General features: G+C 60.1%; 16 protein-coding genes and 1 riboswitch. Of the genes, 5 read left to right on the top strand and 11 right to left on the bottom strand.

The features are described from left to right. The first annotated feature begins 8 nt into the window (after positions 1-8). Both CFI11_RS08485 and CFI11_RS08490 read left to right on the top strand, forming a co-directional pair. Positions 9-1,697: a chloride channel protein gene (locus tag CFI11_RS08485; RefSeq protein ID WP_130404942.1), complete on the top strand. Its 1,689-nt coding sequence runs from the start codon at positions 9-11 to the stop codon at positions 1,695-1,697. Between the two features lie 185 nt (positions 1,698-1,882). After that, positions 1,883-3,292: a calcium-binding protein gene (locus CFI11_RS08490; RefSeq protein ID WP_165390219.1), complete on the top strand. Its 1,410-nt coding sequence runs from the start codon at positions 1,883-1,885 to the stop codon at positions 3,290-3,292. A 39-nt stretch (positions 3,293-3,331) separates the two neighbouring features. Here CFI11_RS08490 and CFI11_RS08495 read toward each other — a convergent pair whose 3' ends face one another. The 6 genes from CFI11_RS08495 to CFI11_RS08520 form a co-directional block, all read right to left on the bottom strand. After that, on the bottom strand, positions 3,332-3,676 hold the full coding sequence (locus tag CFI11_RS08495; protein WP_130404946.1) for a DUF427 domain-containing protein: 345 nt from the start codon (positions 3,674-3,676) through the stop codon (positions 3,332-3,334). Between the two features lie 224 nt (positions 3,677-3,900). Continuing rightward, the gene (gene cobT, locus CFI11_RS08500; protein WP_130404948.1) at positions 3,901-5,778 is read right to left on the bottom strand and encodes a cobaltochelatase subunit CobT; all 1,878 of its coding nucleotides are present in this window, start codon (positions 5,776-5,778) and stop codon (positions 3,901-3,903) included. Positions 5,779-5,859: 81 nt separating this feature from the next. After that, positions 5,860-6,258, bottom strand: coding sequence for a hypothetical protein (locus CFI11_RS08505; protein WP_130404950.1), 399 nt, complete (start codon positions 6,256-6,258; stop codon positions 5,860-5,862). 219 nt (positions 6,259-6,477) lie between these two features. Next, positions 6,478-6,840 carry a hypothetical protein gene (locus CFI11_RS08510; RefSeq protein WP_130404952.1) on the bottom strand — a complete coding sequence of 121 codons (363 nt, stop codon included), beginning with the start codon at positions 6,838-6,840 and terminating at the stop codon, positions 6,478-6,480. A gap of 279 nt (positions 6,841-7,119) precedes the next feature. Then, positions 7,120-8,106, bottom strand: coding sequence for a cobaltochelatase subunit CobS (gene cobS / locus CFI11_RS08515; RefSeq protein ID WP_130404954.1), 987 nt, complete (start codon positions 8,104-8,106; stop codon positions 7,120-7,122). A 532-nt stretch (positions 8,107-8,638) separates the two neighbouring features. Then, a complete protein-coding gene (locus tag CFI11_RS08520) occupies positions 8,639-9,265 on the bottom strand; it encodes a J domain-containing protein (protein WP_130404956.1) in 627 nt (208 codons plus the stop codon). A 130-nt stretch (positions 9,266-9,395) separates the two neighbouring features. On the opposite strand from CFI11_RS08520, the gene CFI11_RS08525 reads away from it, so the two are divergent. Continuing rightward, the gene (locus CFI11_RS08525) at positions 9,396-9,653 is read left to right on the top strand and encodes a BolA family transcriptional regulator (RefSeq protein WP_130404958.1); all 258 of its coding nucleotides are present in this window, start codon (positions 9,396-9,398) and stop codon (positions 9,651-9,653) included. Here the strand turns inward: CFI11_RS08525 and CFI11_RS08530 are convergent. The 4 genes from CFI11_RS08530 to CFI11_RS08545 all read right to left on the bottom strand — a co-directional run bounded on the left by CFI11_RS08530 (position 9,650) and on the right by CFI11_RS08545 (position 11,826). After that, positions 9,650-10,135 carry a DUF4177 domain-containing protein gene (locus CFI11_RS08530; RefSeq protein WP_130404960.1) on the bottom strand — a complete coding sequence of 162 codons (486 nt, stop codon included), beginning with the start codon at positions 10,133-10,135 and terminating at the stop codon, positions 9,650-9,652. The two genes, CFI11_RS08525 and CFI11_RS08530, sit on opposite strands and share 4 nt — an antisense overlap. 76 nt (positions 10,136-10,211) lie before the next feature. Beyond that, complete coding sequence (locus tag CFI11_RS08535; protein ID WP_130404962.1) at positions 10,212-10,694, bottom strand: thioesterase family protein; 483 nt, start codon at positions 10,692-10,694, stop codon at positions 10,212-10,214. Between the two features lie 60 nt (positions 10,695-10,754). Further along, the gene (locus CFI11_RS08540) at positions 10,755-11,036 is read right to left on the bottom strand and encodes a hypothetical protein (RefSeq protein WP_130404964.1); all 282 of its coding nucleotides are present in this window, start codon (positions 11,034-11,036) and stop codon (positions 10,755-10,757) included. A 91-nt stretch (positions 11,037-11,127) separates the two neighbouring features. Beyond that, complete coding sequence (locus CFI11_RS08545; RefSeq protein ID WP_130404966.1) at positions 11,128-11,826, bottom strand: Crp/Fnr family transcriptional regulator; 699 nt, start codon at positions 11,824-11,826, stop codon at positions 11,128-11,130. A 133-nt stretch (positions 11,827-11,959) separates the two neighbouring features. On the opposite strand from CFI11_RS08545, the gene CFI11_RS08550 reads away from it, so the two are divergent. After that, positions 11,960-12,802 carry a class II aldolase/adducin family protein gene (locus tag CFI11_RS08550; protein WP_130404968.1) on the top strand — a complete coding sequence of 281 codons (843 nt, stop codon included), beginning with the start codon at positions 11,960-11,962 and terminating at the stop codon, positions 12,800-12,802. On the opposite strand, the gene CFI11_RS08555 is transcribed toward CFI11_RS08550, so the two are convergent. Beyond that, positions 12,796-13,140, bottom strand: a complete 345-nt coding sequence (locus CFI11_RS08555; protein WP_165390220.1) for a TfoX/Sxy family protein — start codon at positions 13,138-13,140, stop codon at positions 12,796-12,798. The two genes, CFI11_RS08550 and CFI11_RS08555, sit on opposite strands and share 7 nt — an antisense overlap. Before the next feature lie 106 nt (positions 13,141-13,246). Then, positions 13,247-13,451: riboswitch (cobalamin riboswitch) on the top strand. Between the two features lie 52 nt (positions 13,452-13,503). On the opposite strand from CFI11_RS08555, the gene CFI11_RS08560 reads away from it, so the two are divergent. Beyond that, complete coding sequence (locus CFI11_RS08560) at positions 13,504-13,869, top strand: hypothetical protein (protein WP_130404972.1); 366 nt, start codon at positions 13,504-13,506, stop codon at positions 13,867-13,869. Positions 13,870-13,881: the final 12 nt, after the last annotated feature.

A 13,881-nucleotide genomic window follows, 5' to 3' on the forward strand; every position in this document is an offset into this window, starting at 1 on the left:
GGCCCTCCATGTTGACGCCCCCGCGCTCGATCCTGTCGGAGCAACTGCACCAGGCGGTGACTGCCTGCAAAGACGGCTGGCATGTCCTGCGCCATCGCGGGCCAAGTCAGGTTCAGTTCTGGTTCATCGCTCTGGCCATCGGAATCGCGGCCGGTTTTGCCGCCTTGCTGTTCCGCAAGGGGATCGAAATGCTGCAATCGGCGCTTTACGGAACGCCGGATATTCAGCACATTCACTCCTTTGCCGAACAGCTGCCTTGGTATGTCCTGTTGATCATTCCGATATGTGGCGGTCTTGTCGTCGGTCTGATCCTGCATTGGTTTACGCCCGATGCGCGCGTACGCTCTGTCGCCGACGTGATCGAAGGGGCCGCGTTGCAGGATGGGCGGGTGGAAACGAAAGCGGGCCTTGCATCGGCCTTTGCCTCGCTGATCACGCTCAGCTCCGGCGGCTCTTCCGGGCGGGAGGGGCCTGTCGTTCATATCGCGGGTGTCCTTTCAACCTGGGTGAGCAACTGGATCAAGGCTGACGGGATCACCGGCCGCGACCTGCTTGGGTGCGCGGTCGCGGCCGCGGTATCGGCCAGTTTCAACGCGCCCATCGCCGGCGCTCTCTTCGCGCTCGAGGTGGTCTTGCGCCATTTCGCCGTGCATGCCTTCGCGCCCATCGTCATTGCCTCTGCGGCGGGCACCGTGATCAACCGGCTGGAATTCGGAGATGTGACGGAGTTCACTCTGGCCCAGCCGGGCGCTCTGCAATTCTATGTCGAACTGCCGGCCTTTCTTATTCTTGGATTGCTCTGCGGAGTGATCGCGGTGGCGCTGATGAAAGCGATCTTTTTTGCCGAAGACATCGCCAACCATATCCAGACCCGAAGCGGCATTCCACGCTGGTTGCGCCCGACCGCTGCGGGGGCTCTTTTGGGCGCCATCGCCATTTTCTATCCGCATATCATCGGCGTCGGGTATGAGACGACGTCGCTGGCGCTGACCGGTCAATTGGCGCTTCATGAAGCCGTGGTCTTCGCCATCCTCAAAACCATCGCCGTGGCGATCACGATTGCCGGCCGGATGGGGGGCGGGGTCTTCTCGCCCTCACTCATGGTGGGTGCACTCTCCGGGCTGGGATTTGGACTGATCGCCACTGGCATTTTCCCGGATGTTTCAGGATCCTACACTCTCTATGCTCTGGCCGGAATGGGGGCGGTTGCCGCCGCTGTGCTTGGCGCGCCCATTTCCACGACGCTGATCGTTTTCGAACTGACCGGCGACTGGCAGACAGGTCTTGCCGTGATGGTGTCGGTCTCGCTTTCGACGGCATTGGCCTCGCGGTTGGTCGATCGGTCCTTTTTCCTCACGCAGCTTGAGCGGCGCGGCATTCATCTCGCGGCGGGTCCGCAGGCCTATCTGCTGGCCATGTTCCGGGTCGCTTCCGTGATGCGACCTCCGGACGATGCCCGTGCCGCGCCCGTCACGGAGTGCTGGGATATGATCGCCGAAGGCATCTATGTCGATGTCAACGCCACGCTGGAGGCTGCCATGCCGGTGTTCGACAGGGCCGGCATCCCCTTCATCCCGGTTGTTTCCCTCAGTGGGGAAAACGCCGCCCCCGAGTTGCAGGGCGCCTTGTTCCACGTCGACGCGCTAAAAGCCTATAACCGGGCGCTTGCGGCAACAGCGGCAGAGGAACATTCCTGATCCGCCATTGATCGCGTGATCGGATGTAATGGGCCGTCCCGTCCCTGAGTGTTGACGTAGCGGATACAATGCCTTTGAAAAACCACATTTTTCTTTACCAGGTTAAGATTTTTTCTTTATTTTGAACCCACTGCTTCTGGGGGAATAGGTAAATGTGGCCTTTTTTATTGGTAACTCTCGGCGCTTTGGCTTTTATCGGCCTGGTTGACGATGATGATGACGACACGCAAACGCCTGAAGAGCCGGATCCGACGCCGCGTGGCACGGATGGCGATGACATTTTGAACGGAACGTCCATTGGCGACCTGCTTTTGGGGCGCGACGGTGACGATGAGCTTAACGGCTTCAACGGTCCCGACACGCTCACCGGTGGACAGGGCGATGACACGATCAACGGTGGCGCGGGCACGGATGAGCTGCGCGGCTGGGGTGGAAACGATGTCCTGAACGGCGGTCTCAACCGCGACTTCATGGATGGCGGCTTTGGCGACGACACGCTGGATGGCGGACGCGGCGAAGACATCCTGCGGGGCAATAACGGCGATGACGTCTTGATGGGTGATGCCGGTGACGATACCGCCAACGGTGGCACCGGCGACGATATGGTGTCGGGCGACGCGGGCGACGACTCGCTTGCCGGTGGGATCGGTGCAGACACCATCATGGGTGGCAGCGGCGCCGATACGGCTTTTGGCGGTTCCGGCGATGACAGCATCTTGGGCGGCACGCAGGACGATAATATCCAGGGGGATGAAGGCGACGACACCCTCTCGGGCGGTGCTGATGACGATACGGTCGCAGGTGGCGACGGTCTGGATCTTGTGAGCGGAGGCGCCGGAGACGATGCACTGTTCGGAGGTGACGGCAACGACTCGCTCGCGGGCGGGCTTGGCGACGACACCTTGGCTGGCGGCGATGATGACGACAGCATGAACGGCAATGACGGAGATGACAGCCTCCTGGGTGAGGATGGCAACGACACGCTGGACGGCGGCGAAGGAGACGACACCATCAATGCCGGGCAGGGTGACGATGTCGTCACCGACCGGTCCGGCGGAGACTCGATTGTCGGCGGCGCTGGCAATGACACGATCACGCATGATGGTGGCGACGGCGAAATCGGCGGCGGGCTGGGAGATGACGTGCTCCGCTCCGAAGGATCGGAATTCTCCGACACCCTGTTCGGTGGCGAAGGTAACGATACGCTCTTCGGCAATGCAGGCGCGGATGACTTTGCCGCGGATGTGCTGCGTGGTGGGAACGGCGATGATGTCCTGACCGGAAACATCAACGATACGCTCACTGGCGGTTCGGGCGCGGACCTCTTCAACGTCCTTGATGATGAGCGCGCCGATGGTGGCGTTGTCGTCGCCGATCTGCAGGTCAGCGCGACCGATGGTGACATGGTCATGCTGATGAGCTCAGGCGGAACACCGATCCCCGCTGACGATCTGGACGGGATCACCATCGTGTCCGACGGTGAGGGCGGAAGCTCTGTCCGGAATGACCTTGGCGAAGAGATCGTGCAGCTTCAGGGCGTGCCGCCGGAAGCGCTGGCAGATCGTTCAGTCTGGCTGGCAAACCTGGCGCTTTAGTGAGTTGAGGCATCCCGACAACTGCCGGGATGCCTTGCCCTAAACCTGTTCGACTTTCACGTCATCACCGACATAGAACGCCAGGTGGTCCTTGATCTCGGCCACAGCTTCGAAGGGTGCTTCATAGGTCCAGACAGCATTTTCGAACACGCTCGACCGGTTCACAATGGAAAAGTAACTGGCATCGCCTTTATGGGGGCAATGGGTCGTCTTGTCTGTGCGATCCAGCATCGCCATCGCGATATCCGCGCGGGGGAAGTAGATCACCGGCGGATAGTCCCCCTCGCTCAGTTCCAGCGCATTGACGCTTTCACCGAGCACCGCACCTCCTGACCGGACGGTCCACTTGCCCGGTGCTTTGCGAATTCTGATATGGTCTGCCATCCCTCAATCCTCCCCAGATCTTGTGGTGAACTCCTGGTTCATCACCGCTTTTTGTAACATGAACGTGTCATCGCGGGTCCGAAGCGGCATCCAAGCACATCTGCGCGGCATTGCCCAGCCTTACACCGGGCTTATCTCGACAGCCTGGTCCGATGTCTGCGTGGATCACGCACCGGAAAACCTTGAAAACGGGGCAAGCAGGCCTCGGCCCCAAGAGCCGCCCGTTAGCCCGCTTTCTTGATCCCCATGACACGGGCCCGGGCCCGAGGGTCGCTGTCAAAGAGCGCGGCAAGCTGTTCGGTCATCGCACCTGCAAGCTGCTCGACATCGGTGATCGTCACCGCCCGGTCGTAATAGCGTGTCACGTCGTGACCGATACCGATTGCCAGCAATTCGACAATTTTCTTGCGTTCAACCATCGCGATCACATCGCGCAGATGCTTCTCTAGATAATTGGCCGGGTTCACGGACAGCGTTGAATCGTCCACCGGCGCGCCGTCGGAAATCACCATCAGGATCTTCCGCGCTTCATGGCGTACCTGCATCCTGCGGTGGGCCCATTCCAGGGCCTCTCCGTCGATGTTTTCCTTCAGCAGGCCTTCTTTCATCATCAGGCCCAGATTGGGCCGTGTCCGACGCCAGGGGGCATCGGCGGACTTGTAGATGATGTGCCGCAGGTCGTTCAGTCGGCCCGGCTGCTGCGGGCGTCCGTCACCCAGCCAGACCTCCCGTGCCTGTCCGCCTTTCCAGGCCCGTGTGGTAAAGCCCAGGATCTCGACCTTCACGTTGCACCGCTCCAGCGTGCGGGCCAGAACGTCAGCGCAGATCGCGGCGATCGAGATGGGGCGCCCCCGCATCGATCCGGAATTGTCCAAAAGCAGCGTCACGACCGTGTCCCGAAACTCGGTGTCTTTCTCGACTTTGAAACTCAATGGCGTAGTGGGGTTGGCCACGACCCGGGCCAGACGCCCGGCATCCAGAATGCCTTCCTCCCGATCGAATTCCCAGGACCGGTTCTGCTGGGCCTGCAAACGCCTCTGAAGCTTGTTGGCAAGCCGTGAAACGGCCCCCTTCAAGGGTTCAAGCTGCTGGTCGAGATAGGCGCGCAGGCGTTCAAGCTCCACCGGGTCGGCCAGATCCTCGGCTGCAATTTCTTCGTCGTGATCCCCTAGATAGACCTTATAGTCGGGATCGGCCTCGCTCGCCGGTTGCGGGGTAGGGGGGTCCAGAGGCGCTTCGCCCTCTGGCATTTCCGCCTCTTCGCCCATCTCCTGATCGGCCATGTCATCCATGCTGACCTGGGCCTGGCTGGCATCCTGCTGCTCTTCCTGGCTTTGCTCGGGGCTGGCCTCCGCCTCCTGATCCTCCTGGTCTTCCTGACCGGTGCTGTCTGGTTCCTGCTGGTCTTCGTTGCTGTCCTGCGCGTCCTCTTCCTGCTCGTCATCCAGCTGGTCGGGATCGTCGCCCAGCTGATCGCCATAGCCGAGATCGGTGATCACCTGTCGCGCGAACTTTGCAAAGGCCGTCTGATCGTTCAGGATATCGTCGAGGTTTTCCAGCGTGCCGCCGGCCTGCTCCTCGATAAAGCCGCGCCACAGCTCCATCACGTTCTGCGCACCTGCTGGCAGATCACGTCCGGTGGCCAGATGACGGATCAGATAGCCGGCCGCCGTGGCAAGTGGGGCTTCTGCCGGCTCTTTACACTGGTCATAGCCCTTGCGCAGGGCTTCATGACCGATCTTGGCGTCGATGTTGCCAGCCGTGCCCGGCATGTCCCGCGCGCCCATTGCCTCGCACCGCGCGGTTTCCATCGCCTCATAGAGGTCACGGGCCATATCGCCTTGTGGGACATATCGCGCATGGGTGGTGCCATCATGATACTTCCGATGAAGCGCCAAAGCATCCGCGGTGCCACGAGCCAGCATCACCTCGTCCCGCGTCATGCGCCGGCTCACCTGTGGCAGACGCATCGCGTCGCCGCTCAGCCCAGAGGGATCGACGCTGTAACTGACCGTCAATTCCGGGTCGTCGGCCATGACTTTTGTGGCCTCGGCCAAGGCCTTCTTGAACGGATCTGCGGGATTGTCGGACGGTTTGTTCATGCCTCTGATAAATCAGGCGGGGCAGGGGAAAAGCAAGGGGCAATGGCTGCTTTTCGCGCGGGGAGTGCGCATCGGTGCGACTTAGTCAGCCCCCAGGACCAGCGCCCGGCATCCCCGCACCCGTTCTGCCATTTGTGCGCTTGCCCGCATGGCCGTGGTGCGATCAAAGCTGAGATAGGCTTGGGTCCAAAGCACTGTCACCTCGGCCCATGCCTCGTTGCGCCAGAACCGTGTGTCCTTTTCCTGGATCCCGTCGGCCATCGCGTCGGGACGGACAGCCTCGGCAAGCTCTTCGAAGATCCGTGCCAACGCGCCACTCAGAGAGGCTTGTGCATCACGCGCTTTGCTTTGGTGCAAGGCCAGGGCCGACATATGCCCTGAGCAGACCGCGAAGGTTTGCGCGCGACTGTAGCTTTGCGTGGGTAAGGCCCAGGCCTGTCCTGCCAGAAGCAAAGCGATGAGACTGCCGACTATCCTCATGTAACAATTTAATGACGCGCGCCTTCTTCAAGTCCATGAATTCTGCCGGTCCTGTAAAGATATTCAGGCGTTTGCCGCTTTCTTTGGCGGACAGTTGTGCGGAGCGCGGCACTGGCCCCAAAGTCATGGCGCATGCGCGTCCCTTTTCCGGCCTCGTTGCCTACGCGTCCGCCAGGCCCCCCCGTGTATCCTTGCCCGAGCAGCGAAAGGGCCCTTGCTTCAGCTGAGCAGAAAACCGGTACATTCCGCGCGACGCTGTTCCGCCAGCCGGGCCGCGTGCCGTGCATCGACTGGGTCGGAATTAAAGGTGGCCCGAGACAAAAGCGCTGCCTGTGCAATCTTTGCATCAATCCGCCAACGCAGGATTTCCCGCCCGCGATCAAGAGGCATGGATGCTTCAAGAAGCGCGATAAGGGCGGCGCGCTCTCTCTGTGTCCGTTCAGAGGCGGCCCCGTCGAACATCCATTGATGCTCCATCACAGCGGAAAGCCGTCCGGCACATATCGCAAAAACCTGCGTCTGCTCCTGTGCCGGAAGGGGATGTGAAACACCCTCGTCCGTCAGGCTAAACAAAACGAACATCGCTACTAGAATTGTTTTCATACTGCTCATATTATGAGCATGATGGTTAAATATGCGCTTATCAAGCGCGCATTATGAAAACGTCAGGGCTGGCGCCTCAACGGCTCGTTGCTCCACGTGCCGTTGAGGCGCGTGGCGATGCCGGACAGATTTGCAAACATGGCAATAGACCAAGCGCGCTTTGGGCCGCGCATGGAGCACAAGTCATAACTGCCGATGTGGTTCTGTTTGCATTGGGCCAGCGGTCGTTTGCTGGCCCTCCTCAAGGTGGGCGAGGGGTCAGCCCAAGCTGGTGCTTGCCGCGCTTTCAGGCAGTTCTTCATCAAAGCAGCGCTGATAGAATTCCGCCACGGTCTGACGTTCAAGCTCGTCACATTTGTTGAGGAAGCTAAGGCGGAACGCGTATCCGACATTGCGGAAGATCTCTGCGTTTTGCGCCCATGCAATCACCGTACGCGGGCTCATCACGGTGGAGAGATCTCCGTTCATGAAGGCCGTGCGCGTCAGATCGGCAACCGTGACCATCTGCTTGATGGTCTTGCGCCCGCTTTCCGTATTGTAATGCGGCGCTTTCGACAGGACGATGTTCGTCTCTGCATCGATGCTGAGATAGTTGAGTGTGGCCACCAGGCTCCACCGGTCCATCTGACCCTGGTTGATCTGCTGGGTCCCGTGATAAAGTCCGGTCGTGTCGCCCAGTCCGACGGTGTTCGAGGTCGCGAAGATCCGGAAATACGGATGCGGCGTGATCACCTCGTTCTGGTCGAGCAGCGTCAGCTTTCCGTCCACCTCCAGCACGCGCTGGATCACGAACATCACGTCGGCCCGGCCGGCATCGTATTCGTCAAAGACAATCGCCGTGGGATTGCGCAGCGCCCAGGGCAGGATCCCTTCCTGAAAGTCGGTCACCTGCTTGCCGTCCTTCAGCTTGATCGCATCTTTGCCGATCAGGTCGATCCGGCTGATATGGCTGTCCAGGTTGACCCGCACCGCGGGCCAGTTGAGGCGGCTTGCCACCTGTTCGATATGGGTTGATTTGCCCGTTCCGTGATAGCCTTGGATCATCACGCGGCGGTTGTGGCTGAACCCGGCCAGAATGGCGAGCGTGGTGTCGGGATCGAACTTGTAGGTCGGATCAAGCTCGGGTACGCGGTCCGAAGGTTCCGCAAAGCCCTTTACTGTCATGTCGGTGTCAATGCCAAACACTTCCCGGACCGAGATGTCTTCGCTTGGTTTCGCATCGATGTCGATCATGCCATCCGCCATGTCGTTGTCCTTTCCTGCTCGCCTCGGGGCGTCAGCCCGTCGTGCAACATAACGCTGACAAGGGCAAGGGGAAGGGCGTGGAAATTGATCGACAAAGCGTGCGTGGAAGCGCGCCGCCCCTTCCCATCGGAAAGGCGCTAGGGAGAAAGCCGCGCGATTTCCCGCCCAAACGACCAAAGAAAGGCCGCAAGAAGCGAAACCGGCCCGACCTGAAATCGGCTCTTATCTGAGACGTGTTTACCGCTCAATGGATTAGGAAAGGTGTTGCGGGTCGTCGAAAACGCGGCGCGGTCCAGACTACTCGAAGGCAAAGCCATCGTATTTCGGTGGGTGCCGTCCTCGGCGAACCGCACGATATTGGTCTGCGTGCAGTTATTCTACCTTGCGGGTCGTGGCATGGGGCGGGGTGGTGCGCGGCAATAGCAACTTCTGTATTTTCCCGCGCGCAGGCCGGCTTTGGTTGTCTGCAGCTGCAGTAATATTAGTTAAAGCTTAGCTTTAAAAAATTCAGACAACACTATGATTTGGAGTATTAATCTTTAAAGTTGCGGCTGACCTTGATCTGGTCCCAGGCCCATACAACCTCCTGAAGCTGTTCTTCTTGGCTGCGGTCCCCGCCATTCATATCCGGGTGCAGGACCTTGATGAGTTTCTTATAAGCCTTGCGCACCTCGGTTTTCGTCCAGGTGTCCTTGGCATCCAGGATCTCGATGGCGCGCCGCTCGGTCGGGGGCAGCTTTCGCCCCGCACCGCCACCGCGTCCGGGATTTTGCGTGGCATTGGCGCCCAGAACCTGGTGTGGATCTTCGATGCCAAGCCGGGCCCAGGCACGGGCCTCTGGATCGCCCATCGGCTTTGTCTGCCGCTCCCAGACCTTGTCTTTCGACATCTGGGCGTTCAGCTCGGCCTCGGTTGTCCCATCGAAGAAATTCCATTTCAGATTGTACTCGCGCACGTGCTGCTGGCAAAACCAGAAATAGTCGTCCAGCACGTCGGGCGCCTTGGGCGCGCGGTATTTGCCGGGCTCCTGACATCCCTCGTGGTCGCACATCCGCGTCGATGTTTCCGACGCACCCGACATCCCCCGACGCCCGCGCGGGTTCTTTTTCTTGGCCGACGACACGGACATATCAAAACCAAAGGGATCGGGTTTGGACATCTCGGCAGAACCTTTCGATAGACCTTTTCGACTCGAGGGGTGGAGTTTAATCTCTCCGCCGCCAGATAGAAGAGGGCGCATCAGATTTTTTGGCGCCTGACACAGAACCGGGCACAGAGCGGGAGCATTCATGAGCGTTACAGAAGAGATCACCGTCAGACTGAACCAGGCTTTCGCACCCAGAGAGCTTGAAGTGGTCGACGACAGCGAAAGTCATCGCGGGCATTCCGGCTATCATGAGGGCGGAGAGAGCCATTTCAACGTACGTATTCGGTCCGATGCTTTTTCAGGACAGTCGCGTATCGCGCGACATCGCGCGGTGCATGCGGCCCTGGGGCCGGAGCTGGTCGGCCGGATCCACGCCCTTGCATTGGACATAGACGCCTAGCGTCTCGTTCCCTCGTCGGATCCTTTATCGATATCGTTCGGTGTATCCGGCACCTCGTCATGCGGCGCGGTCTTGGGCATATCAGCCGCGCCTTGACGTTGGGCCGCGCGCACGCGCAGCGCGGTCGAGATCTCGGGCACCTCATCGGGCTCCTCGACACCGTTGTCCGTGCGCGGCGCCTCTGCTGCGGGTGGGTCGTCCGGTTCGGGCGCTTCCAGCAAGCGCGGTGCGAAACTATCTGTCCGCGTCTGTGCAGGCCGGCAAAACACCAAGAGGTTCCGCCAGTTGGTGGTGCTGCCCGTCAGCCCCTGGCGTTCGTCGCTAGGCAGCATGTCAGACCGCAGATATTCCCAGCCGTCCTCGGCCATGCGGTTGATGACCTGTTCAACCGCGAAGGCAAACCTTGCTTCGGCCCCACGGAGACCTTTTGCCTTTTCACCTTTGGTGGGGGCCGCAACGACCTTGTATTCGTATCGCCTCATGTCTCTCTCTGACACTGCTTCGGCGCACTTTATGCGAAAAGCTGACCCGAAAGACCAGACGCCTCGCGCCGTGCCGTCAGGCCCTGCGGGGGATCCCGATGCTGCGCCCCGCACGCTCGGGCCAGCCAAGCGCGTCGTGCGTCTTTTTCATTGCGTCGAGCCGTGCCAGAATGTCCGCTGGGATCGGCGCAACCTTGGGTCCGCTCATGTCGATATGCAGGCCCAGACCTTCCGCGGTTGCCGCCAGCCATCCATCGACATGGCGTAACTCCTGATAGGTATGAAACCGCTTTTGATCGAAATCCAGCAATTGGGTTGAGACCCGCACCGCGTCGCCCTGGTGCAGTTCCCGGACATAGCAGACGTGAAATTCGGCCGTATAGGTCGTGTGACCGCGGGTTTCGGCATAGTCCGGGCCGAACCCGAAGGCTTCGTAGATTTCATCGACACCCTGGTCGAACAAGACATTGTAGTAGGCCATGTTCAGATGGCCGTTATAGTCGATCCATTCCGGCTTGACCGTCATTTCAGTGGACAGGTAGGGGGCGGGCTGGGTCATGCGCAAAACTCCTTTTGCCGCCTTATGACCCCATTGCCGGAGGGCGCCAAGCCATTCGCGCTAAGTTCGCTTTCGAAGACGATATTGCACGGCCAGCCCGCTCAGCCCGATCGCGATCCAGCTGATCTGGATCAGCGCCGATGTCAGGTTGAAATCAACCGAAAGGCCGATCAGCACCAACGTCGCCGCAAGGATGTTCAGAATGGAGAACATCGCGCCATTGCCACAAATCAGGCGCATCTGAAGAGCTGCAAATCCAAGCAGGTAGGTTGCCAGACCCAGCAAGCCGGCCAGACGGCAAAGCACTTCCAACGATGTCGCTGAGGAAACGACACTACTCATTACGCAAATGCCTAACAGAAGAAATTATTAAAAATGAACGGAAACAGTCGAAATGCACACCACCTGACCGACCCGCATTAACCTTTAAGCGTTAACGCGGATTTGCCATAGGCAGGTATTCCTTACCCAAGGGAACTTCCCCCCGGGGACCGGCTTGCCACAACGCGCGGAGGTCTGCCTCTCTCAGCACGTCGAGGCGTCGATAGGCCCGCCGGACATATCCGCGTGCCTGCCATTGACCAAGGATGCGATTGATGCTTTGCCGGGACACCCCGACAAGTGCGGCAAGCTCTTCCTGGCTGGCATGGACCTGGCTGTTCTGGGCCAGTTCGATCATCCGGCGGGCCAGCATGCGCTCTGGTGAGATGAGCATCAGGTCATCGACCACACCGTAAAGCGCCCTTGTGTGACGGCAGACCTGCTGGACAAGGGCGTCGTGAAGGGCCCGGTGCCGGGACATCAGCTCCCTCAACGCGCGTTCCGGCACCTCCAGCAGGTCGACCGCGCTCGACGTGACAGCATCATGCATGCGTGGCGCGCCGTCGATGAACGACATCTCACCAAACCAGTAAGGCGCCGAGAGGCGTGTGAGGATGGTTTCGGCGCCGTCTGCCCGAATTTTGCGAATTCGGACCTCTCCCCGTTGCAGCCCGTAGAACGCGGTGGCCTGCTCTGCGTCCCGGAAAATCACGGTTTCCGCAGGCAGGTGCCGGGGTCTGGCCGACCTGAGCAGTGCCTTTTGAAGATCCCGAGGCAGGTTCTCGAGAAAAGTGTCGCGCGGAGTTTGCATATCGTTCCCAACGGTTAGGTCGCACGATCTGAGCAGGCAAACCTGTGAATGTCAAAAGGTTGACAGTCTTGCCGGTATTCCATGCTTAAATAAGCTGAACCGCGCCGTGCGCGCGTGAATGGGAGGACACTTTATGAACGATCAATCGGCACTTCAGATCAGCAGTGGATTTGCGATCCCGGACCCAACAGAGGTACCGCGGCTTGAAGGCCAGGTATCAGAGGCTGAATGGGCTTTGCGATGCGAGCTTGCGGCCACCTACCGGCTCTGCGCTTTGCATGGATGGACCGATCTTGTCTTCACGCATATTTCGGCCCGCCTGCCGGATGAGCCGGGCAAGGACGGTCAGATGGAAGAGCGGTTCCTGATCAATCCTTACGGCGTGATGTTTGAAGAGATGACCGCGTCAAGCCTCGTGAAGATCGACCTTGATGGCAATATTTGTCAGGAGACGCCCTATTTCGTCAATCCAGCCGGCTTTACCATTCACAGCGCCGTTCATTCCGCGCGCCATGATGCGGGATGTGTGATCCATGTGCATACGCCTTACGGCGTGGCCGTTTCGGTGCAAAAGCGCGGGCTGCGGCGCTATACGCAATTTGCCATGACGGTCTGCAACGATCTGGCCTATCACGATTATGAAGGCATCGCGCTTGAGCTTGATGAGCGGGAGCGCATCGTGAACGATCTGGGCGACAAGAGCCTGCTGATTCTGCGCAATCACGGCACGCTGACGCTGGGCGAGAACTGCGCCATCGCGTTCCTGCGGATGTACTTTCTGGAAAACGCCTGCAAGACGCAGATCCTGGCGCAATCCGTCGGCAGCGAGGATCATCTTTGCGAAGAACCTCAAGAGATGGCCGATCTCGTCGGGCAGCAGGCGCAGCCGGCCTTTAGCCGCGGCAGGGGCGACAACCTCATCTGGCCGGGGCTGATGCGCAAACTCAACCGGACCAATCCCGGACACGACTATTGATCTTGGCTGCGCGCGGGCAGGGTGGCCACAAACGCCTCTGCCTGCGCGACCCAGGCCGCCAGATCGGCATCGCTTTCGTATCCTTCAGGCGCCACGCGGATGAAGCCTTTGGGCTGGCGACCGCTTTTGAACTGCATCGGTACCACGAAGGGCTTTTTCAGCGCCTTGCCGGCCGCATCCGCGCCAAGGCGGACCATCAGATAGCCATCGCGCACCCCGCAGCACATGTGACCCGCTACCATGAAGATCAGTCCGCCCATCATCTTCATCGTCTTGACGTCCGATCTGTGCTCAAGTGTCGCGCGCACCCGTGCGACCTCATCTTCATCATAAGCCATTGCTGTTTCCCTGTTGTTCCACCGTTGCTTCTCCGGGGATGGGGGCGGCGCAAACCGGCCATTTGAGCCGGTCGCCGACATAGCCCTTGATCTTGCCCGGGACCGTGGCATTCTATCCGATGATGGTGCCCGGGAGAAATCCGGGCTGAAAAGGGAACACGGTGCGGGCCTTGCGTCTTAATCCGTGACTGCCCCCGCAACTGTAAGCGGTAAGCGACCCCGAATGACACCACTGGGCCAAAGGGTCCGGGAAGGTTCGGGATAGCGGTGACCCGCAAGTCAGGAGACCTGCCATCTCCGGCGCGTCTGATGCGCCGCAGTCACCTTTGGCCGGGCGGGGTGCCCCGGGATGGAGCAGATCAGATGACCGGTAAAGCCGACAAGACCTTTTGTTTCGTTCACATGTCCGCGCTCAGCGCAGAAGGGGCCATGCGCGTCGAAAAGACGATAACTCAGCTTGAAGTCGACCCAGGCTCACCCGAGCGTGCGGTTGAGTTGGGCCAGTTGGGATATATGCAATGGTTGGGAAGCCTGCCCGGATCCGCCGATTACGAGGCCGAGGCGGTGCGCGCCTATCTCGCCGCGCAGCCTTTTCAGGACAGCGCTCCGGTACGGGTGTTCTGCGAGTTGCTCGCGCAGTCAATCAACGATCCGCTCGCGCCCCTCGATCTGGCGCTGCCTGTGCCGCAAAGGCGCGGTGGCGCGCGCCACCGGCGCCAGACCTTCTAAGACGGCCCGACC

It is taken from the genome of Thalassococcus sp. S3 (genome assembly GCF_004216475.1).
Taxonomy (GTDB): domain Bacteria; phylum Pseudomonadota; class Alphaproteobacteria; order Rhodobacterales; family Rhodobacteraceae.